Annotated in this window: 30 protein-coding genes; 13 read left to right on the top strand and 17 right to left on the bottom strand. The window is 58.4% G+C overall.

Translation table 11 applies throughout. The annotated features are described in order from the left end of the window. Positions 1-24 precede the first annotated feature (24 nt). Together FHW16_RS01310 and FHW16_RS01305 are read left to right on the top strand one after the other, a co-directional pair. Positions 25-312: a PTS sugar transporter subunit IIB gene (locus tag FHW16_RS01310; RefSeq protein ID WP_182547368.1), complete on the top strand. Its 288-nt coding sequence runs from the start codon at positions 25-27 to the stop codon at positions 310-312. A 149-nt stretch (positions 313-461) separates the two neighbouring features. After that, a complete protein-coding gene (locus FHW16_RS01305; RefSeq protein WP_182547367.1) occupies positions 462-1,640 on the top strand; it encodes a glycoside hydrolase family 5 protein in 1,179 nt (392 codons plus the stop codon). A 6-nt stretch (positions 1,641-1,646) separates the two neighbouring features. Here FHW16_RS01305 and FHW16_RS01300 read toward each other — a convergent pair whose 3' ends face one another. Next, positions 1,647-2,885 carry an MFS transporter gene (locus FHW16_RS01300; protein WP_182547366.1) on the bottom strand — a complete coding sequence of 413 codons (1,239 nt, stop codon included), beginning with the start codon at positions 2,883-2,885 and terminating at the stop codon, positions 1,647-1,649. A gap of 645 nt (positions 2,886-3,530) precedes the next feature. Between FHW16_RS01300 and nadA the strand changes: the two genes are divergently transcribed. The 5 genes from nadA to panB are packed head-to-tail and all read left to right on the top strand — an operon-like array spanning position 3,531 to position 8,826. Further along, entirely contained in the window at positions 3,531-4,604 is a 1,074-nt protein-coding gene (gene nadA / locus FHW16_RS01295) for a quinolinate synthase NadA (RefSeq protein WP_182547365.1), read from the top strand. 43 nt (positions 4,605-4,647) lie between these two features. Continuing rightward, entirely contained in the window at positions 4,648-6,228 is a 1,581-nt protein-coding gene (locus tag FHW16_RS01290; RefSeq protein WP_182547364.1) for an L-aspartate oxidase, read from the top strand. A 50-nt stretch (positions 6,229-6,278) separates the two neighbouring features. Then, complete coding sequence (nadC, locus tag FHW16_RS01285) at positions 6,279-7,142, top strand: carboxylating nicotinate-nucleotide diphosphorylase (protein WP_182548864.1); 864 nt, start codon at positions 6,279-6,281, stop codon at positions 7,140-7,142. Next, positions 7,139-7,984 (top strand): pantoate--beta-alanine ligase, encoded by an 846-nt coding sequence (gene panC, locus FHW16_RS01280; protein WP_182547363.1) that lies wholly within the window; start codon positions 7,139-7,141, stop codon positions 7,982-7,984. Before nadC ends, panC begins: the two co-directional genes overlap by 4 nt. A gap of 26 nt (positions 7,985-8,010) precedes the next feature. After that, positions 8,011-8,826, top strand: coding sequence for a 3-methyl-2-oxobutanoate hydroxymethyltransferase (gene panB / locus FHW16_RS01275; RefSeq protein WP_182547362.1), 816 nt, complete (start codon positions 8,011-8,013; stop codon positions 8,824-8,826). Between the two features lie 3 nt (positions 8,827-8,829). Here the strand turns inward: panB and FHW16_RS01270 are convergent, their stop codons facing one another. From FHW16_RS01270 to FHW16_RS01245, 6 genes are all read right to left on the bottom strand, one after another. Beyond that, on the bottom strand, positions 8,830-9,120 hold the full coding sequence (locus FHW16_RS01270; RefSeq protein WP_348643838.1) for a HigA family addiction module antitoxin: 291 nt from the start codon (positions 9,118-9,120) through the stop codon (positions 8,830-8,832). A gap of 99 nt (positions 9,121-9,219) precedes the next feature. Next, on the bottom strand, positions 9,220-9,726 hold the full coding sequence (locus tag FHW16_RS01265; RefSeq protein ID WP_182547361.1) for a cupin domain-containing protein: 507 nt from the start codon (positions 9,724-9,726) through the stop codon (positions 9,220-9,222). Positions 9,727-9,734: 8 nt separating this feature from the next. After that, positions 9,735-10,700, bottom strand: coding sequence for an NUDIX hydrolase (locus FHW16_RS01260; protein ID WP_182547360.1), 966 nt, complete (start codon positions 10,698-10,700; stop codon positions 9,735-9,737). 2 nt (positions 10,701-10,702) lie between these two features. Beyond that, a complete protein-coding gene (locus tag FHW16_RS01255) occupies positions 10,703-11,218 on the bottom strand; it encodes a tyrosine phosphatase family protein (protein WP_182547359.1) in 516 nt (171 codons plus the stop codon). Positions 11,219-11,227: 9 nt separating this feature from the next. Continuing rightward, on the bottom strand, positions 11,228-11,860 hold the full coding sequence (locus FHW16_RS01250; protein ID WP_182547358.1) for an HD family hydrolase: 633 nt from the start codon (positions 11,858-11,860) through the stop codon (positions 11,228-11,230). Between the two features lie 12 nt (positions 11,861-11,872). Beyond that, positions 11,873-12,724 (bottom strand): YgfZ/GcvT domain-containing protein, encoded by an 852-nt coding sequence (locus FHW16_RS01245; RefSeq protein WP_182547357.1) that lies wholly within the window; start codon positions 12,722-12,724, stop codon positions 11,873-11,875. 76 nt (positions 12,725-12,800) lie between these two features. Here FHW16_RS01245 and FHW16_RS01240 point away from each other — a divergent pair, with 76 nt between their 5' ends. Then, positions 12,801-14,138: a dihydroorotase gene (locus tag FHW16_RS01240; protein ID WP_182547356.1), complete on the top strand. Its 1,338-nt coding sequence runs from the start codon at positions 12,801-12,803 to the stop codon at positions 14,136-14,138. On the opposite strand, the gene FHW16_RS01235 is transcribed toward FHW16_RS01240, so the two are convergent. Continuing rightward, complete coding sequence (locus FHW16_RS01235; protein ID WP_246711599.1) at positions 14,126-14,914, bottom strand: PhzF family phenazine biosynthesis protein; 789 nt, start codon at positions 14,912-14,914, stop codon at positions 14,126-14,128. The genes FHW16_RS01240 and FHW16_RS01235 overlap by 13 nt on opposite strands. 171 nt (positions 14,915-15,085) lie before the next feature. On the opposite strand from FHW16_RS01235, the gene FHW16_RS01230 reads away from it, so the two are divergent. Next, the gene (locus FHW16_RS01230; RefSeq protein ID WP_182547355.1) at positions 15,086-15,745 is read left to right on the top strand and encodes a DsbA family protein; all 660 of its coding nucleotides are present in this window, start codon (positions 15,086-15,088) and stop codon (positions 15,743-15,745) included. A gap of 41 nt (positions 15,746-15,786) precedes the next feature. Here FHW16_RS01230 and FHW16_RS01225 read toward each other — a convergent pair whose 3' ends face one another. From FHW16_RS01225 to FHW16_RS01210, 4 genes are all read right to left on the bottom strand, one after another. After that, positions 15,787-16,584, bottom strand: coding sequence for a sigma-70 family RNA polymerase sigma factor (locus tag FHW16_RS01225; protein WP_246711650.1), 798 nt, complete (start codon positions 16,582-16,584; stop codon positions 15,787-15,789). Positions 16,585-16,639: 55 nt separating this feature from the next. After that, positions 16,640-17,092: a carboxymuconolactone decarboxylase family protein gene (locus tag FHW16_RS01220; RefSeq protein WP_182547353.1), complete on the bottom strand. Its 453-nt coding sequence runs from the start codon at positions 17,090-17,092 to the stop codon at positions 16,640-16,642. Between the two features lie 95 nt (positions 17,093-17,187). Beyond that, the gene (locus FHW16_RS01215; protein WP_182547352.1) at positions 17,188-17,580 is read right to left on the bottom strand and encodes a hypothetical protein; all 393 of its coding nucleotides are present in this window, start codon (positions 17,578-17,580) and stop codon (positions 17,188-17,190) included. Between the two features lie 47 nt (positions 17,581-17,627). Further along, positions 17,628-17,882: a hypothetical protein gene (locus FHW16_RS01210; protein ID WP_182547351.1), complete on the bottom strand. Its 255-nt coding sequence runs from the start codon at positions 17,880-17,882 to the stop codon at positions 17,628-17,630. A 96-nt stretch (positions 17,883-17,978) separates the two neighbouring features. Here FHW16_RS01210 and FHW16_RS01205 point away from each other — a divergent pair, with 96 nt between their 5' ends. Next, on the top strand, positions 17,979-18,758 hold the full coding sequence (locus FHW16_RS01205; RefSeq protein ID WP_182547350.1) for an AraC family transcriptional regulator: 780 nt from the start codon (positions 17,979-17,981) through the stop codon (positions 18,756-18,758). Here the strand turns inward: FHW16_RS01205 and FHW16_RS01200 are convergent. The 4 genes from FHW16_RS01200 to FHW16_RS01185 form a co-directional block, all read right to left on the bottom strand. After that, positions 18,755-19,603: a hypothetical protein gene (locus FHW16_RS01200; RefSeq protein ID WP_182547349.1), complete on the bottom strand. Its 849-nt coding sequence runs from the start codon at positions 19,601-19,603 to the stop codon at positions 18,755-18,757. The genes FHW16_RS01205 and FHW16_RS01200 overlap by 4 nt on opposite strands. A 22-nt stretch (positions 19,604-19,625) precedes the next feature. Beyond that, complete coding sequence (locus tag FHW16_RS01195; RefSeq protein WP_182547348.1) at positions 19,626-19,883, bottom strand: hypothetical protein; 258 nt, start codon at positions 19,881-19,883, stop codon at positions 19,626-19,628. A gap of 103 nt (positions 19,884-19,986) precedes the next feature. Beyond that, on the bottom strand, positions 19,987-20,355 hold the full coding sequence (locus FHW16_RS01190) for a TIGR02301 family protein (protein WP_432652002.1): 369 nt from the start codon (positions 20,353-20,355) through the stop codon (positions 19,987-19,989). 85 nt (positions 20,356-20,440) lie between these two features. Beyond that, on the bottom strand, positions 20,441-20,872 hold the full coding sequence (locus FHW16_RS01185; RefSeq protein WP_182547346.1) for an NUDIX domain-containing protein: 432 nt from the start codon (positions 20,870-20,872) through the stop codon (positions 20,441-20,443). A gap of 287 nt (positions 20,873-21,159) precedes the next feature. Between FHW16_RS01185 and FHW16_RS01180 the strand changes: the two genes are divergently transcribed. Beyond that, positions 21,160-21,924 carry an SOS response-associated peptidase gene (locus FHW16_RS01180; RefSeq protein WP_182548861.1) on the top strand — a complete coding sequence of 255 codons (765 nt, stop codon included), beginning with the start codon at positions 21,160-21,162 and terminating at the stop codon, positions 21,922-21,924. A 41-nt stretch (positions 21,925-21,965) separates the two neighbouring features. Continuing rightward, the gene (locus tag FHW16_RS01175; RefSeq protein ID WP_182547345.1) at positions 21,966-22,580 is read left to right on the top strand and encodes a LysE/ArgO family amino acid transporter; all 615 of its coding nucleotides are present in this window, start codon (positions 21,966-21,968) and stop codon (positions 22,578-22,580) included. On the opposite strand, the gene FHW16_RS01170 is transcribed toward FHW16_RS01175, so the two are convergent. After that, entirely contained in the window at positions 22,557-22,721 is a 165-nt protein-coding gene (locus FHW16_RS01170) for a hypothetical protein (protein ID WP_158531317.1), read from the bottom strand. The genes FHW16_RS01175 and FHW16_RS01170 overlap by 24 nt on opposite strands. Positions 22,722-23,106: 385 nt before the next feature. Between FHW16_RS01170 and cysS the strand changes: the two genes are divergently transcribed. Then, positions 23,107-24,564 carry a cysteine--tRNA ligase gene (gene cysS / locus FHW16_RS01165; protein ID WP_182547344.1) on the top strand — a complete coding sequence of 486 codons (1,458 nt, stop codon included), beginning with the start codon at positions 23,107-23,109 and terminating at the stop codon, positions 24,562-24,564. Positions 24,565-24,599 lie beyond the last annotated feature (35 nt).

Genomic DNA, 24,599 nt, shown 5'->3' with positions numbered 1-24,599 from the left:
GATGCCTGGGATAAAGAGGGACCAATGACCAAACAAAAGACCGTACTTTTCGCCTGCGGAACCGGTATCGCGACGTCAACCGTCGTTGCCCATGCAGTGGAGGACGCACTGAAGGAACGCGGTATCACGTTCAATTCACGCCAGTGCAAGGCAACCGAGGTGGCTAGCCAGATCGATGATGTCGATCTGGTCGTCTCCACAACCCAGTTGCCGAAAGATCTGGGCAAGCCGGTGATCACAACGCTGGCCTTCCTGACCGGAATTGGCAAAGCCGAAGCACTCGACAAGATCGAGGCAGTTTTGCGCGATTGATATCTGCACATGATATTGCCGAAATTGCCGCCGCTTGACCCGTCAGGCGGCGGTTTTTGTTTATAATCACTGTGCTGGACAAAATTGGACCCATTCTCGCCTCACTACCCCGTCAATCGTCGTTCAAACGATTGATCCGAAAGAGCTCCATGCGTATCGCGACAACCCTGTTTCTCTCCCTCTCCATGACCTGTGCGGCCAATGCTGCCGATCTCATCACCTTCTGGGACACGCCCCAGCATGGCGGTAACAGCTTCAACAGGCTGCCGCCCGACCAAACCTATTTCGACGCATTGAAGAAGTACGGCGCAAGCTGGGTGCGGCTTTCCTACGACAAGTGGAAGCCAGCCAGGCGCGACTTTCTCATCGGTGATGCGGATCATTACGAGGGTATCCCTGCGACCGATCTTGCCACGTTGAAGGCGGCGCTCGACCGCGCGGACAAGGCCGGCCTCAAGGTCGTCATCACGCCGCTTTCCCTGCCATCCATGCGCTGGTCGCAGAACAACAATGGCAAGTTCGATGACCGGCTCTGGCAGGACAAGTCGAAATGGCAGGAGGCAGCGCGGTTCTGGCGTGATCTGGCCGCGGCGTTGAAGGATCATCCGGCCGTGGCCGCCTACAATATCATCAACGAGCCCGCGCCGGAAAAGATGGGGGGCATTGCCGAACATGCCGCCGCAGCCGATATGCGGGCATGGTACGACAAGCAGAAGGGCGGCCCGCGCGATCTCATTGGCTTCTACAACACGGTTATCGCTGAAATTCGCAAGGTCGATCCCGTGACACCTGTTATGGCGGATGCCGGGTGGTATGCCGCTGCGGATGCTTTCAGCTACTGGCCGACGCCGCTCGATGACAAGAAGGTGGTCTACAGCTTTCACATGTATGAGCCCTATGAGGCCACGAGTGCTCCCAATCTGAAGCGGACGAAGCCCTATGCCTATCCGGGCGCGGTCTCCTATGCCGGATCAACCGTGACATGGAACGCGTCGAGGGTAACGGAATATCTGGCCAAGCCGGTAGAGTGGGCCAAGGCGCAGGGTATCCCGCTCAACCGGCTGGTGGCGGGCGAATATGGCTGCGTACGGATGCTCGCGGGTTGCAAGACCTATCTTGAGGATGTGCTGACTGCGCTCGACAGCAACAGGCTGCACTGGGCCTTCTACAGCTTCCGGGAGGACAGCTGGGACGGCATGGACTACGAGCTCGGATCAGAAAAGGTGAACTGGAAATACTGGGAAGCCATCGATGCGAATGAGCCGGATCCGGTCAAGCGCAAGGCCACGCCGGAATTCGAACCCATCCGCAAACGCCTGCAGCCGTAACGCGACCTATTCGGCCGGTTGCAGGGCGGGGCGGTCCGCCTGGCGCTCTTCAATCGGCCAATGCACGATCGCTGCAAAGACTCCGAGGACGACACTCAACCACCACACGGGATCATAGCTGCCGAAGTGATCGTAGAGATATCCGCCCAGCCAGACACCGAGGAACGACCCGACCTGATGCGATAAAAAGACGATGCCGCCGAGCATGCCGAGATGGCGTGTGCCGAACATGATGGCGACGAGTGCATTTGTCGGCGGCACTGTTGAAAGCCACATCAGTCCCATCAGGATGGCAAACACGACGACTGTCGTACCGGTCTGCGGCAGCAACAGGAAGGCTGCGACGAGCACAGAGCGGCCGATATAGAGATAGACGAGGAATTTCGGCTTGGAATAACGCTGGCTGATGACGCCTGAAGCCAGCGAGCCGATCACATTGAAAAAGCCGATGAGGGCAAGCGCCAGCACCGCATATTTGGCGTCGATGCCGATATCGCTGATATAGGCGGGAAAATGCGCGGTAATGAACGCCAGCTGGAAGCCGCAGACGAAAAATCCTGTGGTTAGAAGTACATAGCTCCTGTGTCCAAGCGCTTCACGCAGTGCCTCGCCCATGGATTGCTTGTACTGCGCTTCGCTGATCCGCCCGCTGGAGGAATTGCCGCGCAACGGGATGGCCAGAAGCGGGACGATCAGCATGGCGATGCCAAGATAGACCAGCGCATCGGACCAGCCAAACCGGTCGATCAGGGCGAGACTGAGCGGGGAGAACACGAACATGCCGGCAGAACCCGCTGCAGTGCCGATGCCAAAGACGAATGTACGTTTTTCGGCTGAGACGTTGCGCGCAAATGCCGACAGGATCGTTCCAAAGGAGCCGGAGGCAATACCAAGGCCGACGAGCAGCCCACCACCGATATAGAGCATTCCAGGCGTTGAAGCCCACGCCATGAGAATGAGCCCGGCACTGTAGAGAATTGCCGACATGAGCAATACCCGCCATGTGCCGAACTTGTCGGCGATTGCGCCGAAAAACGGTTGGCCGATACCCCAGAAGAGGTTCTGCAGGGCGATGGCCATGCCGAATGTGGTGCGGTCCCAGCCCTTGTCATGCAGGAGCGGAAGCTGAAAGAGCCCCATGGCCGAGCGCGGGCCGAACGTCATGACAGCGATGAGGCAGCCGGCAATGATGATCAGCCAAGGGATGCCCGATGGCTTTGCAGTGCTCGACTGAATCGCAGACATGGTTTCTTTCCCCCTTAAATATGGGAGAGGATTATCCTATTTACGATGTCAATCAATTGAATAGATGTGAATTGGCACTTCAATACATTTGATACGTTATGGGAGAATCCGCTCCCTGCTGACCACATAGATAAAGGGGTTTCTTATGCGATTTCTTTTACCGATTCTGGCATTGGGTGCCGTCACCTTGGCGGGTTGTGCCAATTCGGGCCGGGTGAGCCCGTTGGTTTTTTGCGACCGGCCGTCGGATTTCAATGCAAAGATTTTTACTGATTGTACGCCACGTCTGGGTGGTGACAGCCCTGCCAAACGTGATCGACAGGACCGAAACTATTATCGCCACCGCGGCACGACGTATTAACCTTATGGAATAAATCAAGGAAATACCCTTAAGCCGGGCGGCGTTACCGGCTTGCACAGTATCCGTAATGGAGGAAATCTCGCGCCGGATTGTTTCCGGCGTGTTCGTTCCTGCGACAATCTTTAGCCGATTGTTGAAAATCTGCCCCTTGAAGCCGTGAAAATATTGGCCTATGTATTCGTCGACGGCCTTGCCGTCTTTCTTTTGATCACAAATATGCTCATATTGAGTATAAATGATCGATAACAGGCAACCGGAGGAGGTTGCTTTTGGAGGAAAAGACGATGACCAGCACTGCGCGCACCACCAGCGGCCACATCTCCGGCCCATCCGCAGCGGAACGTTTTGGCGTTCTCAAAATGCCGGACCTGTCTTTCACCCCCGAAGTGGCAGCGGAAACCGAACATCTCTACCAGCGGGTTGCGCATCATATTCCCCGCATCGAATGGCCGGTTTATGCGCCCTATGTGGCGGCGATCAACCGCGTGAAAAAGCAGCGCAATGCCGTCATTCTTGCGCATAATTACCAGACGCCGGAAATCTTCCATTGCGTCGCTGATATTGTCGGGGACTCGCTGCAGCTTGCCCGTGAAGCCACGCGTGTCGATGCCGAAATCATCGTTCAGTGCGGCGTGCATTTCATGGCTGAGACGTCAAAACTTCTGAACCCGCAGAAAACCGTTCTTATTCCGGATATGCGTGCTGGCTGCTCGCTGGCTGAATCCATCACTGGCGCCGATGTCCGCCTGCTCAGGGAAACCTATCCCGGTGTGCCGATTGTCACCTATGTCAACACCTCTGCCGAAGTGAAGGCGGAGAGCGATATCTGCTGCACGTCGGCCAATGCCGTTCAGGTGGTCGAAAGTTTTGGCGTTGATCGGGTTCTTTGCATTCCCGATGAATTCCTGGCGCAGAACGTCGCTGCACAAACCGATGTGAAAATCCTCACCTGGAAAGGCCATTGCGAAGTGCATGAGCGCTTCACCGCCGATGAGCTTCTGGCCTACAGGGCTGCCGATCCGGATATCCAGATCATTGCCCATCCGGAATGCCCGCCAGAAGTCGTGGCGATTGCCGATTATACCGGCTCCACCAGCGGCATGATCAATTATGTGAAAGACCGCAAGCCCGCAAAGGTGCTTCTCGTCACCGAATGCTCGATGGCTTCGAATATCGAGTCTGAGGTGCCTGAGGTAAAGTTCATCAAACCGTGCAACCTTTGCCCGCACATGAAGCGCATCACGCTGCCGAATATTCTGGAAAGCCTGCTCTATATGCGTGAGGAAATTCATGTTGATCCGCTGGTTGCCGAACGTGCGCGTCTCGCGGTCGAACGCATGGTGAACCTCAAGAACTGACCTTCAACCCAATGGCCCGGCTGGGCAACAGGGGGTAATTGCGATGCATGTACCATTCTCCGATGCTTCGGCTCAGGTCGAGCCTGTGATCATTATCGGTGGCGGTCTGGCGGGCCTGTTTTGCGCGCTGAAGCTTGCACCCCGCCCCGTGACTGTTTTGGCCGCTGCCCCCATCGGCCGGGGTGCCTCGTCCGCCTGGGCACAGGCGGGCATTGCCGCCGCTGTCTCCGAGGGCGATACCACAGACAAACACGTGGCCGACACGGTCGCGGCGGGCGATGGCATTGTTGACGAAAGCATTGCGCGTTTGATGGCAACAGAAGCTGCTGCCCGCGTGCACGACCTGCTGGGCTACGGCGTGCCGTTTGACCGCGATCTCGAAGGCAAGCTTCAGGTATCGCGCGAGGCAGCCCATTCGGAAAGCCGCATTGTCCGTGTGCGCGGCGACATGGCGGGTCGTGCAATCATGCAGGCACTGGTGCATACGGTCGAGAACACGCCATCCATTCGTGTGATGGAAGGCTATGTGGTGGAAGACATCACCACGGAAAAGGGGGCGGTGACCGGCGTGATCGCCCGCGCCGATGCCGGGCGCGGCGAGAAGGTACACCTTGCGTCCCGCTCGGTCGTCATTGCGACAGGCGGCATCGGTCATCTCTATGCGGTCACCACCAATCCATCCGAAGCGCGGGGCGAGGGTATCGGCATGGCCGCACGTGCCGGTGCGATGATGGCGGATATGGAGTTTGTGCAGTTTCATCCGACTGCTCTCGACGTGCACAAGGATCCGGCCCCGCTGGCTACTGAAGCGTTGCGCGGCCATGGCGCGACGCTGATCAACCGTGATGGCGAACGATTCATGCTGAAGATCGACCGGGAAGGCGAACTCGCCCCGCGTGATGTGGTGGCGCGCGGCATCTACGCCGAAGTGATGGCAGGGCGAGGCGCCTGGCTCGACTGCACCACGGCGGTCGGTGCGGCTTTCCCCGAGGAGTTTCCGACGGTGTATCGCTATTGCCAGGATGCCGGTATCGATCCCGTCACCCAGCCTATCCCTGTCGTTCCGGCTGCCCACTATTTCATGGGCGGTATCCAGACGGATGCGGATGGCCGCACCTCGATTGACGGTCTTTGGGCCTGTGGTGAGTGCACATCGACCGGCGCCCATGGTGCCAACCGCCTTGCATCCAATTCGTTGTTGGAGGCGGTCGTCTTCTCCGCCCGCATCGCTGCCAAGATCGGCAGGGATGGCGCAAAACCGGTCAAAGACTGGTCCGCCGGATCCGTTGACCGCGATGATCTTCAGTCAGAAGGCGATAGCTCCACCATGGCGACACTGCGCAAGACCATGAGCGCCAGCTTCGGCGTTATCCGCAACCGCGAGGACATGATCACAGGCCTGAAGACCATTCTCACCCTCGAACAGGCCAATCGCGACCCGGCATTCCGCAATGTGCTCGCCACCGCCAAGCTGGTGGCGGTCAGCGCCTTGCGGCGCGAGGAAAGCCGGGGCGGGCATTTCCGTACGGATTTTCCTCAAAAGCGCAAGGAATGGCAGCACCGGACATTTCTGACACTGGACGATGCGCAGGCCTATGTCGGCGACATGATGGAACTGGCCTGAGGGCAAAGGGAAGGAATAATCAAATGAACGTTTCGCAGAAAGCCAAAGCTATGCAACACGCCTTTCCGCCCAGCCTGCCGGATCTGCTGATCGAAGATGCGGTGCGCAGTGCGCTGCTGGAGGATCTGGGCAGGGCTGGCGACATCACCAGCAACGCAACTCTGCCGGAAGAAGCAACTGCGAAGGCGGTTCTTTCCAGCCGCGAAGCCGGAACGGTCTGCGGTCTGGGCTTTGCCCGGATGGCCTTTACGCTGATCAATCCGACGGTAAAATTCACGGCTCTGGTCAAGGACGGCGCGCGGGTCAAATCCGGCGAAGACATTGCTATTGTCGAAGGCAATGCCCGCTCCATCCTGTCAGCTGAGCGGGTAGCCCTCAATTTCCTCATGCACCTCAGTGGCATCTCCACCTATACGGCGCGCTTTGCCGATCTGATCGCTCACACCAATGCCAAAGTGTGCGATATACGCAAAACCATTCCGGGTATGCGCGCCTTCGCCAAATATGCAGTGAAATGTGGTGGCGGCTCCAATCATCGTTTTGGCCTCGACGATGCGATCCTAATCAAGGACAACCACATTGCAGTTGCCGGCGGTGTGGCGAAGGCTATCCTCGCGGCGCAGGCCTATGCCGGACATCTCGTTAAGATCGAGGTGGAAGTGGATGGCCTCGCACAGCTCGATGAGGCATTGTCCGTCAATGCCGAGGTGATTCTTCTTGATAATATGGGGCCGGAACTGCTTGAAAAAGCGGTAAAAATCAACGCAGGTCGTGCCAAGCTTGAAGCATCGGGCAATATTACCTTTGATACGATCAAGGCGATCGCGGAAACCGGCGTCGACTACATCTCGACCTCGAAAATTACCATGGCAGCCCCACCGCTGGATATCGGACTGGATATAGAACTGAAATGAAAGTCATCTCCACCATCGCCGAACTTCGCGCCGCCCTCAAGGCGGAACGGTTGAAGGGCAAAAGCATCGGTCTTGTGCCGACCATGGGCTATCTGCATATCGGTCACATGACGCTGGTGCGCCAGTCGCGTGCCGCGTGCGATGTGACTGCTGTATCCATTTTCGTCAATCCAACTCAGTTCGGGCCCAATGAAGATCTGTCCAGCTATCCCCGGGACATGGCGGGTGATCTCGCCAAGCTGAAAGCCGAAGGCGTAGATTATGTCTTTACGCCCGAGGTGGCAGAAATTTATCGGGCTGGCGCCCACACCATCGTCGAAAACCCGGTTCTTTCGCGCATCCTGATCGGCAAGATCCGGCCCGGCCATTTTCGCGGCGTCAGCACGGTGGTGACGAAACTGTTCAACATCGTGCAGCCGGACCACGCCTTCTTCGGCGAGAAGGATTATCAGCAATTGACGATCATCCGCCGCATGGTCGTTGATCTCGATATGCCCATTGTGATCACCGGCGTGCCAACAGTGCGCGAAGAGGATGGCGTTGCCTGTTCGTCGCGCAATGCCATGCTGAAGCCCGAACATCGCAAGGCGGCGGTAGTCCTGCCAAGGTCACTCGAACGTGCCGATGAAATGGTCGCGAGAGGACAGCGTTCCGTTGCTGCCATCCGCAATGCGGTTCGCTCGATGCTGGAAACCGAGAAGCGCGGCGAAGTCGAATCCGTGGATATTCGCGATGCCCAGACGCTTGATCCTGTTTCAGGCAAATTCAAACAGCCCGTGGTCATCCTGCTCACGGTGCGCTTCGGTAAGGTACGGCTGATCGATCAGCGCGTGATCGGCTGACAAGCAATGCAAGGGAGCGCATCGATATGAGCCAGGAAATCGCCACACGCCGGGTCACGGCACCGGAAATCCGTTCACGCAAGGGCGGCGAACCCATCGTGGCGCTGACATCCTACCATGCCATCACGGCGCGCCTTGTCGACAATCATGCGGATATTCTGCTCGTCGGTGACAGTCTCGGCATGGTGCTCTACGCCATGGACTCCACGCTTGGCGTTTCGCTCGACATGATGATCATGCACGGCAAGGCTGTCGTGCGCGGTTCGAAGCGCGGCATGGTTGTTGTCGACATGCCCTTTGGCAGTTACGAGGAAAGCCCCGCTGTGGCGTTCCGCAATGCGGCACGCGTCATGCAGGAAACCGGCTGTGGTGCCGTCAAGATCGAAGGCGGCGTGCGCATGGCTGAGACCATTCGCTTTCTCACCGAGCGCGGTATTCCGGCGATGGCGCATATTGGCCTGACGCCGCAGTCGATCAACACGCTCGGCGGCTTCAAGACGCAAGGGCGCGACACGGCATTGTGGCCGCTGATCAAGGCCGACGCAAAGGCTGTCAGCGATGCCGGAGCGTTTTCCGTGGTGCTAGAAGGCATTGTCGAGCCGCTTGCCGCCGAGATTTCCAGGGAGACGTCGATTCCGACCATCGGCATTGGCGGGTCGAAAGAATGCGATGGGCAGATTCTCGTGCTGGAGGACATGCTGGGCTACAATCCCAAGCCGCCCAAATTCGTCAAAGTCTATGGCACGGTTGGCGCTGGCATTGATGCCGCAGTGAAGGCCTATGCGGATGATGTCCGCGCACGGGTATTTCCGGGTGATGAGAACGTTTATCTGCTGAAGTAAGGTTTAAGCGGCGCGGATCGTCGGAATGTTGCTGACGTCGACTTCACGTTCCGCATGCCACGCGTCATATGCTGCCTGCATCCGTAGCCATACCGCTGCGCCATCGCCGAAAGCCTTGCCAAGGCGCGCCGCTACGGCGGGAGACACCGGCTTGCGCTCACCGACAATGTCATAGAAATGTTGGCGCGATATCCCCAGAAGCTCTGCGATTTCCGCCTTGGTCTTTCCAGTCGCCGGAATCATGTTATCGAGTAGCGCGCCGGGATGAGACCGGCGACGATCTGAATTGGTCACAGCGTCGATCAGGGCTCCTTGTCAATCGCTAAGGTTTGCGAGTCTGTCTGGACCGAGCCAATCAGTCAATTCTACATTGGTAGGATATGACGCTGACGCTTACCTCTTCCGCTCCATATCGGCACCCTGCCAATATTCCATCGTGGCCGACTTGTCATAGCCTTCACCGGTCAGACGGACGCTGACCCGGCCGGTTTCCGGATAGACGATCACGTCATGCGGGTTCTTCTCTCCGATGATGAGGAAGCGGCAGGGCTCTTGGCTGTGGTTGTAGAAGGAATGCCCGGCCTTCTGGCTAGCGGGAAAACAGACGTAATCGCCGGTTTTGACCAGATAGGTCTTTTCGCCAAGCTTCAGGGTCATCTCGCCCGCCACGATGAGCGCCTGCTCTTCCTCCAGCATGTGATAATGGTTGAGGCTGGACTCCATGCCCGGTGCCAGTTCCTCCATCGCAACGCCGACATGGCTGGCACCGCCGAACCCCGAGAGGTAGCGAAAGCGCGAGCCGTAACGGGTACCTTCCGACCAGTCCTGCCAAGGTACGCTTTCCACGGCGAACGGTTCCGAAATGCCCTCCGCATTCACGGCATTGGGTTTATCGGTCATAACCTCTCCTATCCGCGCCCGCCGACCCGCAGGCCCGCGACGCTGCGCTCTTCCAGCACATTGTGTCTGAACCGGTAAAGGGCCGCCGGCCGCCCGCGGGCCTGCGTCTGTTCAGCCCCGGTGGGTTCGACCAGTTCCGTCCCTTCAACCAGACGGCGGAAATTCTGCTTGTGCAGGTGACGGCCGGAAATGGCTTCGACGGTTTCCTGCAGCGCGGTGAGGGTGAAGGTCGGCGGCATCAATTCGAACACGACGGGCCGGTATTTCAGCTTGGCGCGCAGGCGTGAAATCGCCGTCGCCAGAATCCGGCGGTGGTCGAAACTCATGGGCAGGCCGAGATTGCCTGTGAGGGCGGGCGGGTCGGCGCGCCCGTCGCGCACGGCCTCGCTGACAAGACCCGCTTCGTAGAGCAATTCATAGCGTTCCAGCACGCGCTCTTCATCCCAGACTATGCCATCATCGCCGAAGGCCAGCCGGAACCGGCTCATGCGCGCGTGGGAGTTGCCCTGTTCGGCCCATTGGCACAGTGCCGGGCGAATGGTGTCATCGATCATGGCGGGCTTGCCGCCGCGCCAATCTTCCCATGGCAGAAATGAATACCAGCTGCGCCAGCGCGCGCCGGATTTGCGCAGGGCTTCCCGGTTTTCGTCGGTGATCCGCGTGAGCGCGAGATAGCCGACGGAGACGATATGCAGGTCACGGTCCTCAGCCGTCTTGTGCCGCCCGCGGTCGCCGAATGTGTAGAGCTGCTCGACATAACCGAGGCGCAGGGGGGTCTGCTCTGCCACCCACTCGCGCAGGCCGGTCTCGAACGTGCGGTGCGCCAGTGGATTGAACGGGCCGAACGGCAATTCATCCCGTTGGGTATCATCGCTGGCCGGCGTCGTCAGGATCAGCGGATCATTGTCGGCAACCGCAGCAATGGCGGCGCTCAGGTTGATCTCGACAGCGTTGGGTGCAGCGATCGTCGTCATCGCTATACCACAAGCGGCAGGATGAAAGGGGTGCCTTCAAACGCTTCTTCGCCGCGGCCGATGGCCTTGATTGCGTCGACCATACGCCCGTTGCGGCCAAGGATATCGTCGCCCAAAGCAACAAGCCTGCTGTTCGGCGTGGCGGAAGGAGCGTTCCGGCGCAGTGCCTGGGCCAACCATATCTCGTCAAGCTCGGGATTGAGCGCCAGTGCGGTAATATAGGCCCCGGCAGTAGAACGCGAGATGCCCGCATAGCAATGCACCAGCAGCGGCGTCCGGCGGTCCCAGTTGCGACCAAAGGCAATAAGGCTCTGCACGTGCTCGGCACCCGGCGGGGTCATGCCATCTGCCGGTTCGACAATATCGTTGAACCCGAGAAACAGATGCCGTGCTTCGGCAATTTCGGCGGGCCGTTCAACCGGGGTGCCCATATTGATCAGCGTCACCATATCCCGCGCACCCGAACGCGTTGCCGTCTCGGCAAGCCGGGAAAGGGGAGTGACGATGATATGCGGCATAGCTGGCCTCTATGTTTTGCGGGCGCGTTGTGATTCCAATACAGCAAAACGCTGCAAAAAGGCATTCTGCGCATTCTGGGTGGCCATGGCGGTCAAGTCGAGACCCTGCGGGTCGATTCCGCGCGGGCGTCCAAAGAAAAGCACGGCTTCCCTCTCGGCAAAGCCCGCAAGCCGGGTTGCCTCAAAATAGGCGGCGATGGCATCGGCACGTTTGATCAGGCCGCGCAGACTTTGCGATACGGCAGGCGGCAGGGCAAAGCGCAGATGAATGGCCTGCTGCAGGCGCAGCTCGACACTTTTGTAATCGCCGCCCACCACCGCCTTGAACGGCGATATCATGTCGCCGATCACATATTCCGGTGCATCGTGCAAAAGCGCGGCCAACCGATGTTCGGTGCTCGCATCAGGGACGATCAAACCAAAAATATGCTCGACCAGCAGGGAGTGCTGCGCCACCGAATAGGCATGGTCGCCGACGGTCTGGCCGTTCCAGCGTGCCACGCGTGACAGACCCTGCGCAATATCTTCGATTTCGATGTCGAGCGGTGAGGGATCAAGCAGATCCAGCCTGCGGCCGGACAGCATGCGCTGCCATGCCCGTTGCTCGTTCTTTGAACTTTTAGGTGTCGCCGCCTTCGGCATGAAATCTCCCGCTCAGGCCTCTTGGGTCGTCACGGGAAATGTAAACCGGTGTTCGGGCGGAATGGCAAGGGTGAGAACTGCATCTCCTGACAGGATGGGCGTGCCCGCATCCATGGCGTCCTTCACCCGGTCGATGCGCACAAGCGCCAGCCCGGCATTGCCGACAACACTGCCAAGCGTGCCGATCTCTCGCCCGTTTGCGGTAATGGCCGTGCCTGTTTCCGGCAGGCTGGCATTGCCCGAGGCGATCAGAATGCGCCTGCGCGCCGTGCCGCGGTGCTGCATGCGTGAGACCACTTCCTGCCCGATGAAGCAGCCTTTTTTGAAGGACACGCCGGACGTCTGGTCGAGATTGACGTCATGCGGGAAAGCATCGCCAAGCGCATAGTCAAAGGGCGCTTCCGCGACGCCATGGGCAATGCGCAGCGCCATCCATTGCGACTCGTCGGCAGTCGGCGCGGTTTCCCCGCCGTAGTTGCGCCGGACATTCAAGGCATCGGGAAAGCGGCGGTCCTGCACGCTTGAATCATCGCCTGAAGTGGCTGACTCATTTTGCCAGGAAACCCGGATAACCGATTCAGCCCGCAGGGTAATTTGCGCCTTGGCACGCAGCTTGTAGAGCGTCAGTCTTTTCTGAAGGTCGCTGACCGACGTTTGCAGCGTATCGAGAATCAGGCCTTCCGGGGATCGGGATACAAGGAACTCGAACAGGATTTTCCCCTGTGGGCTCAGCAGCGCGCCGGGTTTGAGATCACCCTCGGCGAGGGTGTCGAGATCGGTTGTAATCAGGTTCTGCAGAAACTTTTCAGCGTCTTCTCCGGTCACATCGAGAAGCACTCTTCCGCTTAAGTTTGCCGATGGCATCATATCACCCTTGCCTTTGCTGTCCCTGTTACGTAAGCCGCAAGTGAAGGGTTCGCAAGGCAGGAATGGAAACCAAATGGCTCAGACGTTCGATACGATTTTCAGAAGCGCAATGGTTGTCAATCAGGATGGTGTCGGGTTGCGCGATATCGGCATTACCAATGGCCGCATTGCTGCGATAGGCAATCTTGGCAGTGCCTCCGCTGGCGAGGTGATCGATGCGACCGGCCTGCATATTCTTCCCGGTGTTGTCGACAGTCAGGTGCATTTCCGCGAGCCCGGCCTTGAGCACAAGGAAGATCTGGAAAGCGGTTCACGCGCTGCCGTCCTCGGCGGTGTCACCGCCGTCTTTGAAATGCCCAATACCAAGCCTTTGACCACGTCAGCGGAAACGCTTGAAGACAAGATAAGGCGCGGAAATCACCGCATGCATTGTGATTTCGCCTTCTGGGTTGGCGGCACACGCGACAACGCGAAAGACGTGGCCGAATTGGAACGTCTGCCCGGCGCCGCTGGTATCAAGGTGTTCATGGGCTCGTCCACCGGCGACCTTCTGGTGGAGGATGACGAGGGTGTGGCTTCCATCCTGCGCAACACCCGCCGCCGCGCTGCCTTCCACTCCGAAGATGAATTCCGTCTGCGCGAGCGCGAAAGCTATCGCATTGCCAATGATCCGTCGTCGCACCCGGTCTGGCGTGATGAGATCGCCGCGCTTCAGTGCACCGAGCGGCTTGTCCGCATCGCCCGGGAAACCGGCGCACGCATTCACGTGCTGCACATTTCGACGGCGGAGGAGATCGATTTTCTGGCCGGGCACAAGGATGTGGCAAGCTGCGAGGCAACACCGCACCATTTGACGCTCGATGCCAGCCAGTACGCGACTCTTGGCACACTCCTGCAGATGAACCCGCCGGTGCGCGATGTGCGCCACCGTGATGGTGTCTGGAAGGGCATCGGGCAGGGCATTGTCGACGTACTCGGTTCCGACCATGCGCCGCACACGCTGGAAGAAAAGTCAAAACCCTATCCGGCATCGCCATCGGGTATGACCGGCGTGCAGACCCTGGTGCCGATCATGCTGGATCATGTCAATGCCGGTCGCCTGTCGATCGAACGTTTTGTCGATCTGAGCTCGCACGGCCCCAACCGTCTGTTCGGCATGGCGCGCAAGGGCCGCATCGCCGTCGGCTACGACGCGGATCTGACCATCGTCGACATGAAGCGGCGCGAAACCATCACCAATGCGCAGGTCGGCTCCAAGGCCGGCTGGACGCCGTATGACGGCAAGATCGTCACCGGCTGGCCCGTCGGCACCATCGTGCGCGGCATCAAGGTGATGTGGGACGGCGAAATCGTCACGCCGTCGCAGGGCGAGCCGGTCCTGTTCGGCGAAGCGCTTGGTCAGGGCAGGTAAATCCGCGCCTTCATGAAGGTGACCGCCGATCCTGAAATGAGAACGCGGTCGCCTTTCAACTCGCACAGGAGATGCCCGCCGCGGCTGGAGCGCTGGAAGGCGGAAAGATTCGGCTTGCCCAGCTTCTGCGCCCAATAGGGCACGAGCGTCGCGTGAATGGAGCCGGTGACCGGATCTTCGGGAATGCCGGCGAGCGGCGCAAAGTAGCGCGAAACGAAATCGTGCTCGTCGCCCTTTGCCGTGATCACAAGGCTTAAAGGATCGAGTTTCAGGATTTCGGGCAGATCGGGTACGAAGCTCAGAATGGCCTGTTCATCGGCAAGCACGACGAATATGTTTTCGAAATTGCGGAACGCCTTGATCTCATCCGTGCCGAAAATGGCCTGCAAAGGCGCTGGAGTTTCGGTCAGGATCTCAGGTGGAAAGCTCGGAAAATCAAGCTGATAGCCGCCATTGCTGCGATCAACGCGCAAGGTACCGACCTGCGTTTCAAACACCAGCTGGCCGTCAATGCCCAGCTCGTGTGCGAGCACGTGCGATGTCGCCAGCGTGGCATGGCCGCAGAACGGCGCTTCGTGCACCGGCGTGAACCAGCGCAGATCCCATCCCTTGCCATTGGGCCTGACGAATGCGGTTTCCGCGAGATTGTTCTCGGCGGCAATGTTTTGCATTGTTGCCTCGGGCAGCCAGTCGTCGAGCACCAGAACAGCGGCCGGATTGCCGCGAAAAAGCACACTGGTGAAGGCATCGACCTGATACATTGTGAGTTCTTGCATGGGATCATTCCATTGGGTGAGAGGTGGCGCTATCGTTAGCGCGGCTTTTCGGTGGGTCAACGTGCAAATGATCAACGGGTATTCGCGCCGATAGGCGATACTCCATGAAAAAGTCACGGATACTGATGTAGACAGGTGCCTGCTTCGAATGCTGATCGGGAGAAAATTCCAATGCCAAATCGCCGCGATACGCTGCTGATGTCCGTCGGCGCCGCTCTGTCTGTGGCTGTCCCGGCGATGGCCGCCGGCGAAGCCATCCCTGAACCGGTCGGCACGGTGGATGTGACAAAGCTCATGCAGCCGGGACCGCTTGAGGATATGATCCTCGGCAATGCTGACGCGCCGGTGACCATCGTTGAATACGCGTCCATGGGCTGCTCGCACTGTGCGGATTTTACCGTGGAAACCCTGCCCGCGATCAAGCAGACGTATATCAGCACCGGTAAGGCGAAGCTTATCTTTCGCGAATTGCCGCTGGAGCCACGCTCTACGGGCATCTTTATGCTGGCGCGCTGCGTGACGAAGGAACGGTACTATCCATTCATCGAGACGTTGTTCCGGCATCAGCGGCAGTGGATGGAGACCAAGGATATCACGGGGTATCTGCAACAGACATCGAAACTGGCGGGTCTGACAGAGGGCGAGTTCAAATCCTGCCTGGCAAATCAGGAGCTTTTGAACAAGGTGAATGCCTCTCGCGAACGGGCGCTCAAGGAATTTGGGGTCACCGGCACGCCGACATTCTTCATCAATGGCAAGAAATATGTTGGCTCGCTAACGACCGCCCAGATGTCGTCGATCATCGAGACCGAGCTCAAAACGCTGCGATAAAGCCCGGACCAGATTGGGCAGGCTTTATCGCAGTGGCTGGATCAATTTGGAAATACAATATGACCCAGTTTTTCCGGATTGCGGACGATATAGATGGCCTTGATCTTTCCGTCCTCGATTTCGAGGGCCGTCGTTTGAATTAGACCATCAGATTCGCGGGTGACATAGCCGGGAAGACCGTCGATGAGACACTCACGCAGAATAGGCGGTTTGTAGTATTTCTCGCGGTGGGAAATACCGGCGAAAAAGCGCGAAACCTTGTCGGGCGTATAGACGGGATTGATCGCCGAGGGACGGATACCTCCGCCATCGGTATAGAGGGTTACGTCTTCTGCAAGCAGAGCCTGCAAGGCCTGCGTGTCGCCACTGCGTGACGCGTTGAAGAAAGCCGTCGCAATATTCTGGCCGTGTTCGTTCGATACGGGAAACCGTGGTTTCGCCTCCTGTACATGGGTACGCGCCCGGCTGGCCAGTTGGCGGCAGGTTGCGGGATCGCGGCTGATGGCTTCCGATACCTGGTTGAAATCCTGTCCGAAGACGTCGTGCAGCAGAAACGCGGCCCGCTCGAGTGGCGAAAGGCGTTCCAGCGCCATCATCAGGGTGAGGGTGATGTCATTGTCGGCTTCTTCTTCACTTGGATCGAAGATCGGTTCAGGCAGCCAGCTTCCCACGTAGGTTTCCCTTCGGACCCGAGCGGATTTCAAGTGATCGAGACAAAGCCGCGATATGGTGCGCACGAGGAAGGCCTCCTCGCTGCGCACCTGAGACCGGTCGGCCTGGTGCCAGCGAATGAACCCTTCCTGCACAATATCCTCCGCCTCCACGACGGAGCCGAGCATGCGGTAGGCAATGCGGATCAGCCGGGGCCGGAGGCGGTTGAACGTTTCGGTAGCGTCAGGCTGCACGGGCTTTGTCTACCGGATGAATGGAGCGGAAGCCGATGGCGATCCGGTTCCATGCGTTGATGGTCACGATCAGCATGGTCAATTTGACGATCTCCTCCTCGGTGAACTGCGCCTTGAGTGGCTCAAAGTCGCTGTCTGCCGCATGAGTTTCTGCGACCAGTGTCAACGCCTCGGTCCAGCCGAGAGCGGCGCGTTCCCGATCGCTATAAAGCGGCGATTCCCGCCAGGCATCAAGCAGGAACAACCGCTGCGGGGTTTCGCCGTTCTTGATCGCATCCTTTGAGTGCATGTCGAGGCAGAAGGCACAGCCGTTGATCTGTGAAGCGCGCATCTTGACCAGTTCGATCAGGCTGTGTTCCAGACCGCTGTTGACCACGCTCTCTTCCATGGCAAGCATTGGCTTGAGGGCGGCGTAATTATAGGCGTTCAATCGGGCTTTCATCATTCGTCTCCTTGTTGGGCATTTCGTTGCCTGCACACAAGACGAGATGGAAAGGCCCGATGTGACATCCTCCGAAAATTTTTCAAAGATATTTTTCAGCCGAGCGGAAAGGCCTGCGGAACGAGGATGCGCCGCGCGGTTTCCCGGGCAGTAATATCGTCTTTGACAAAGGCGAATGGTACGCCGAACGCATGCCCGAATGCTTGCGAAGCCAGCTTGATCGGCTTGGCTACGGGACCCCTGTTTTCGATGACGATGGCACCCGCACACCAACGTGACAGCTGATCGCGGAAGCGCTTGAGAATGAGCGCCCGTTCCTTGCGCTGCGCATGTGGTTCCTCATGATGATCTTCCGGCGAATGATCGGCGATCATGACGAAACGCTCGCCGCGCGCGAACAGGGCCTTGATCTGGGCTTCAGGGCTTCGGTTGCTTTCCTGCTCCGCCCGCAAATAAACAAGCGGAAATTCCGTGAGATCAATAAGCATTGCTGCCTCCGTGGCGAAAAAGCCGGCGGCGCTGCCGCCAGCGTGGTTCAGATGTGCATGGCGACGAGTTCGCTGAGTTTTGGATTGCGGATCGATAAGAAGTCGAACAGTCCGAGTGCCACCAAGGCGGGCAGGGCCTCAAGAATGTCCTCTTCGGCCGCCGCGCGCTCCTCGGGGGATGCGTCCGGTTTCAGCCACAGCCGCGAATTGATGAGGAAGGCACCGACGGTGCCTTTGCGCACGGCCACATCGTTGACCTGAACCTCGTTGATATCGTCGGGTAAAATATCCTTGGCACGCATGTCTGTCTCCTTTGGGAAAATGCTGAGTGCAAACTACCCAAACTGCTTTGGCCCTGCTATCGTATTGGTGCCAATGAATACGGCGTTGAGGCCAAAATGAGCTATTTCATTACACCTGAGCGAGCCATGTCATCCGAAGGCCCAATGATTATAGCGGGCAAACAGGATGGCAGTATTCCGCGGTTCATTGCCGTGCACGCCCATGCGCGGGGACAACTGCTCGGGGCGAGCACAGGTTTGCTCACGGTTGGCACGGAAGCAGGGCAATGGGTCGTGCCTGCCATTCATGCGGTCTGGATACCGCCGCACCACAGGCATTCCCTGCGCTCGCACGGTCCCTATTTCGGCTGGAGCGTCTATGTGGCGGAACCCGAATGCGCCATGCTTCCCGCCGTTCCCTGCACCCTGCGCAGTTCCGGACTGCTGCGTGAGGCCGTCTATCGTGCGGCAAGCTGGAAGGGCGGTGACCTCAATCCGGTGCGGGAGCGCATAGCACGCGTCATCCTCGATGAAATTGCCGGCCTGCCGCATGAGGATCTCGGTCTGCCCATGCCGGTGGATACACGACTCGCGCGTATCGCACAGGCTTTCACCGATAATCTGCTGGATGAACGAAAAGCAGAGGAATGGGCCGAATGGGCCGGCATTCCCGTTCGCACGATGACGCGAAAATTCGTTGTCGAAACTGGTTTTACATTTACGGAATGGCGCCAGCGCGCCCGGCTGATGCGGGCACTGGAATTGCTGGCAGCGGGAGAGGCGGTCACGTCAGTCGCGCTGGATGTCGGCTACAACAATATCAGTGCGTTCATTGCCATGTTCCGGCGTGTGTTCGGTGTCACGCCAACACGCTATTTTACCGGTGAGGGCTCTTAGTCGCCGTTGACGAAGAAGCGCCAGCGGCCCTTCGGTGTAATGCCCAGGCGGTAGAACACATAGGTCCCGAACTGCTTCATCTCGTCATAGTCACCCGCCGTGACGATCTGGAAAAGTTCGACGCGCTGCTTCGCATCCAGCTTGTCGAGCGGGTAGGCAAAGAAATAGGGCCAAACGTAAAGCTCGTCCGGCGTTCCGGCGTCGAGATGGACATAGCCGGAATTGAGGATATCAACCGCTATGGCAAGGATTTCCTGTCCGTCAGTGTCACCGGCGAGGCTTTTCAGATAGGCAATCGGATCGCCGTCCGTATCGGCGAGCGACAGCATGGTCATGTCATCGCCGGAGCCGATCAGCGGCCGCAAGGCTTCCAGAGAACCGGATTTGGCCGCGGTGAGGATGAGTTCGCGCATCTTCTGCACCGGGAAGGGCAACTTGGTTACGTCATATTCGACGTGGGGAGGTGCAGATCCCTCGGGCACATTCGGCAGTGCAGGATTGCTGCGGGCACCGGCAGTGTCATCTTCCTTGGCGGCAGGCGCTTCAGGAGCCTTTTTGTCGGGTGTTGCAGCCGGGGCAGCAGGTTTTTCCGGCGCAGCGGCAGGCTTGGTTTCGGATGCGGCAGGAGGAGGGGTTGGAGGCGTTGTGCCCGGTACTTTTTCTGCATCCGGCTTGGCGGGTGCCGTTTCGGCCGCCTTCGGCAGCTCTTCCTTCTTGATCTCGCTCAAGGCCAGCTGAACGGGCCTGTCAGGTGCTGCGTAGGCAGAAACAGCGCCGGCGCACAGGACCACCGCTAGAAAACCTGTTCTGGCGATCACTGAAGCGGAAACGAGCTTGTCGAGCATGCAGGATCACCTGGAAGTTAAATTATTGCAGAACGCGATTCGATGAAAACTCGCCTGCAGAGATACGGTCACGAAGCGCCTCAAGCAAGGCCAGTGCGGACACTTCCCCGTTATCCCTGATCAATTCAGTCAATGCGGTCGCAAATGCAGCTTCGGCCATAATCTCTGGCTCGATACCTTCAAGCGTGCCATCTGCCCAGACTTCATTCTGATATTCGATCGCAACCAGCTTTTTTTCTTCTGCAACCAACTTATCAAGGTCTGCCGATGTCATGTTCATGATTATACCATCCTTGGCCGAAGCCAATTCTTAAACTGCCGCTAAACAATACCATAAGTTTTGCTTAAAATGCGGTCCTTTGGCTTCAACAGTTAAAGCCTGGTTAATTTCCATAGCCCGATATGATCTCCGAAGAAAGCCTTTCTCCTTCGGTCTGGTAGCGGTCAATCGCCGCAATCGCCTGGCTCGTGCACGTCGTATAGGTCTCGGTAAAAGTCCGGTAGCCGCGGTTGAAACTGGCCACCAGCCGCGCCCGGCGGGCGGGATCCGGATTCTCCGCGGCAAGCAGTGAATCCATCCGGTCGCGCCATTGGCTGCTTTTCTCGCCGCAAAGGTTGCGCAGCGAATGAACGGAACCGAGAATTTCCGCCAGCCGGATCAGCTTTGTTTCATAAAGAGGGTCCACCGCATGGGCGGGGCCGGCGCTGACAATTGCCAACAGAAATGCTGATATCAATGCTCTGCGGCGCACGTCATGACCCTGTGGCGGTGGAATCCCCTGGTGACGGTTGTGGCCGGAAAGCAAGGCGTCTTCAAGGCGCAAAGCGGCGATACCCTCAACTTTTGAAGTCTTGCGCCAGTTTGCGGGCCATTTCGAGCACACTTGCAGTGACATCGAATGCGGCCATCTCCTCGACCTTCAGCCAGTGGACCGCCGCAGCGTCATCGGCCGCAACGGCATCGCCAACAGGATCACATGCCAGGAAAACCGCGAGATGATAGGGTCTGGAGGCAGGAAATTCCGGTGTCGAGTAGTCGAAAACAACCGTATCGAGATAGGATACCTCAGTCGTGCGGACACCGGTTTCTTCGAAGAGTTCCCGAATGGCTGCCGTATCAGGCGCTTCTCCGTCTTCCCGCCGTCCGCCGGGGAAAGCCAGCCAGCCCTTTGACGGCTCGCGCCCGCGCTCCACCAGCAGGAATGCCTCATTGCGGATACAGACGGCCGAAACGCCGTCAACATCGGGGGAAAGCGGAATCTGTGCCATGGGTTAGGGGTAAGTCGCGGTTGGGATTTTGACAAGGGAATTGTCCGTGGTTCGTGGTTCGACAAGCTCACCATGAGGGAGAGCGTTGCTGTAAGGCCAATCGGAAACAATGTGCCATGAACAATCTTGCAGAATATGGCTCCCTGAAGCCCTCACTCTCCCTCATGGTGAGCTTGTCGAACCACGGACCACCCACCGCAGAACATGCAACGTCCCGCAAACTCCACCTTGACCCGGCATCGAAAAACCGGATGATCGCCGTTCCAATTCAAATAGGCTTTTATTGCATGTGCGGACGTTTTGCCCTCCTCGGTACCCCGGAAGAAATCGAATCGTTGATGGGAACGATGGGTGTTGATGCATTTCCGGCCCGCTACAACATCGCGCCGACACAGCCGGTGCTGATGATCGTTTCGGGAGAAACGCCGCCGCCCGGCAGCAATCGCCCCGATCGCCGTGCGTTGCTTGTGCGCTGGGGCTTTATTCCGGGCTGGGTCAAGGACACCGCCAATTATCCGCTGATGATCAATGCCCGTTCGGAAACGGCAACCGACAAGGCATCGTTCAAAACAGCCATGCGGCATCGCCGTGCGCTTATTCCGGCGTCGGGTTTTTACGAATGGCGCCGCGACGGCAAGAACAAGTCGCAGGCCTTCTGGATCCGCCCGAAACACGGCGGCGTGATCGCTTTCGCCGGACTGTATGAGCCATGGGCGAATGCGGAAGGGTCGGAAATGGACACGGGCGCGATCCTGACCACCAGCGCCAATGAAACCCTGCGCCCTATTCATGACCGTATGCCTGTGGTCATCGAACCCAAAGATTTCAGCCGCTGGCTCGACTGCAAGACGCAGGAGCCGCGCCACGTCGCCGATCTTCTGAAGCCTGCGCAGGCGGATTTCTTTGAAGCCATCCCGGTTTCCGATAGGGTCAACAAGGTTGCCAATATGGGCCCGGATATTCTGGAGCGGGTTGCCGAAGGGATGGCGGAAGTCAAAAAACCAGTGCGGCAGAAGCCGCCGGAGCCCGATGATCAGATGAAGCTCTTCTGATCGCCCGTCCAAGTCTCCTCTTCATATTTCAGGATTTTCCCATGTTTTCCGCCGCTTTGTCCGGGTTTCTTCTCGGTGCCTCATTGATCATCGCCATTGGTGCTCAGAATGCTTTCATTCTGCGTCAGGGACTTCTGCAACAGCATGTTTTCATCCTGTCACTGATCTGTGCACTGTCCGATGCACTGTTGATCACGGCTGGTGTTGCCGGTCTTGGGACGCTGATCGCCCGGTCACCCACGCTGATTTCGGTCGTCACGCTTGGCGGTGCGGTATTCCTGTTCTGGTATGCCTCGGTCGCATTCCGCCGGGCGCTCAAGCCCGAAGCCCTGCAGGCGGCGCGGTCGGGTGAGGGGTCGCTGAAAGCAGCCATTGCCACGGTGCTGGCTCTGACCTTCCTCAATCCGCATGTCTATCTGGATACGGTGGTTTTGCTGGGCGGTCTGTCAGCGCGTTTTGAGGGTGCGAACCGTGCGGCCTACGGCGCCGGAGCTGCAGTCGCTTCTTTTGTCTGGTTCTTTGGCCTCGGTTATGGCGCGAGGCTGTTGCAGCCGGTTTTTGCAAAGCCGGCCGCATGGCGCGTTCTGGACGTCCTGATCGGCCTGGTGATGGCCGGGATCGCCCTCAGTCTGTTAGTCCGTTTCCTGCACGGTTGAAACGGTCAGCAGCGGCCGTTGGCGCGGCTTGGTCAAAACGGCAGCCTGCACGGCGGCCGGGCCGATCGCACGGTATTGTGCGGCCAGATGATCGGCGAAAACGGTGTCGCGGGCTTTGGCCGCTACGGAAGTGTTGGTCATGGGTCCGGTCCTGTGTCGCGGGAACAATTTCCCGTTGATTTGAGATGCAGGAATCCCGGTCAATTCCGCCGGAAAAAAGGCACTTTCCGGGAGGATTTTGGGCTTTCCGGTTAATTTGGATTAACCAATTCAAACCTGATAAATTTGCCACACCCGCCCGCTGACAAGTTGCGCTTGACGTTGCGGCTCCTCTCAACCATAAATGCAATCATGAAAACGTCGTCCGTAACGATTATTACCTGTCGGATTATTATCAGCTAGCGCTTCGCTGGCCCCGGCCGTTTTCGTCTCAAAATTCGATCCAAAGATGTGAAACGCACCGGTCGCCAGACCAGCGTCGTGATACGCGTTTTTGCCAATGAAACCCGAATTTGAGATCAAAGACATGCCGCAGACACTGAGCCTCTACAACACGCTCACCCGCACGAAGGAAGACTTCGTGCCGATCGATCCGAAAAACGTGCGCATGTATGTCTGCGGTCCAACCGTCTATGACTATGCCCATATCGGCAATGCCCGCCCGGTGATCGTCTTTGACGTCCTGTTCCGGTTGCTGCGTCATCTCCATGGCGAAGCGCAGGTGACCTATGTGCGCAACATCACCGACGTCGATGACAAGATCAATGCCCGTGCGGCGCGCGATTATCCCGGCCTGCCGCTCAACGAGGCGATCCGTATCGTCACCGACAAGACCAATGCGCAGTTTCAGGCCGATGTGAAGGCTCTGGGGAATCTCGAGCCCTCGGATCAGCCGCGTGCCACGGACTATATCAAGGAGATGGTCGCGATGATCGACCGTCTGGTCGAGCAGGGTGTCGCCTATGTTGCCGATGGTCATGTGCTGTTTTCACCCTCGGCGATGAATGCCCGCAAGGGCCCGCCCTATGGCCTGCTTGCCCGCCGTTCGGCCGATGACATGCTCGCCGGTGCCCGCGTTGACGTTGCATCCTACAAGCGCGACGAGATGGATTTCGTACTGTGGAAGCCGTCCAAGACGGATGAACCGGGCTGGCCGTCTCCGGCAGGCATCGAAGGACTCGGCCGCCCCGGCTGGCACATCGAGTGCTCCGCCATGTCCATGGCCAAGCTTCTGGAACCCTTCGGCGGCGGTCTGAGTTGCGATGATCCGATGAAGAACATCTTTGATATCCATGCCGGCGGTATCGATCTGGTGTTCCCGCACCATGAGAACGAGATCGCCCAGTCGTGCTGCGCGTTTGGTACCGAGCGCATGGCCAATATCTGGATGCACAACGGATTCCTTCAGGTCGAAGGCCAGAAAATGGCCAAGAGCGCCGGTAACTTCTTCACGATCAACGAGCTGCTGCAGACGGCCATCTTTGGCGAGCGCAAATGGCCGGGTGAGGTACTGCGTCTGGCGATGCTGATGACCAACTACCGCGAGCCGATTGATTTCACCGTCAAGCGCCTCGAGGAAGCGGAGAACATCCTGGTCAAGGCACGCGAATATGTGGGCGATGCGCCGGTTGGCACGATCCCGGATGACGCGATCACCATCCTGTCGGATGATCTGGCAACGCCAAGCCTGATCAACTGGCTCGCAGGGATCAGAAAATCCGGTTCGGTCAGCCCGGAAGATTACCATGCGGCATTTGCGCTGCTTGGTGTGGATGTGGCGGGGCAAACGGCCGCCAACCTGTCCGATGCTTTCAAGGCGGAGCTCGATGCCAAGATCAACGAGCGATTGTCTCTGCTTGCGGCGAAAAGCTTTGCCGAGGCCGATCGCATCCGCAATGAACTGCTGGAAAAGGGCATTCAGCTGAAGGATGGTAAGGACCCGCAGACCGGCGAGCGCGTGACAACCTGGGAGGTGAAACGGTGACATTGGCGCTGTTTGGCTTTCACCCCCCTCTGCCC

It is taken from the genome of Phyllobacterium myrsinacearum (genome assembly GCF_014138285.1).
Classification (GTDB): domain Bacteria; phylum Pseudomonadota; class Alphaproteobacteria; order Rhizobiales; family Rhizobiaceae; genus Phyllobacterium; species Phyllobacterium myrsinacearum_A.
The sequence above is the reverse complement of the archived record's forward strand: the minus strand, read 5'-3'. Positions and strand labels throughout refer to the sequence as shown.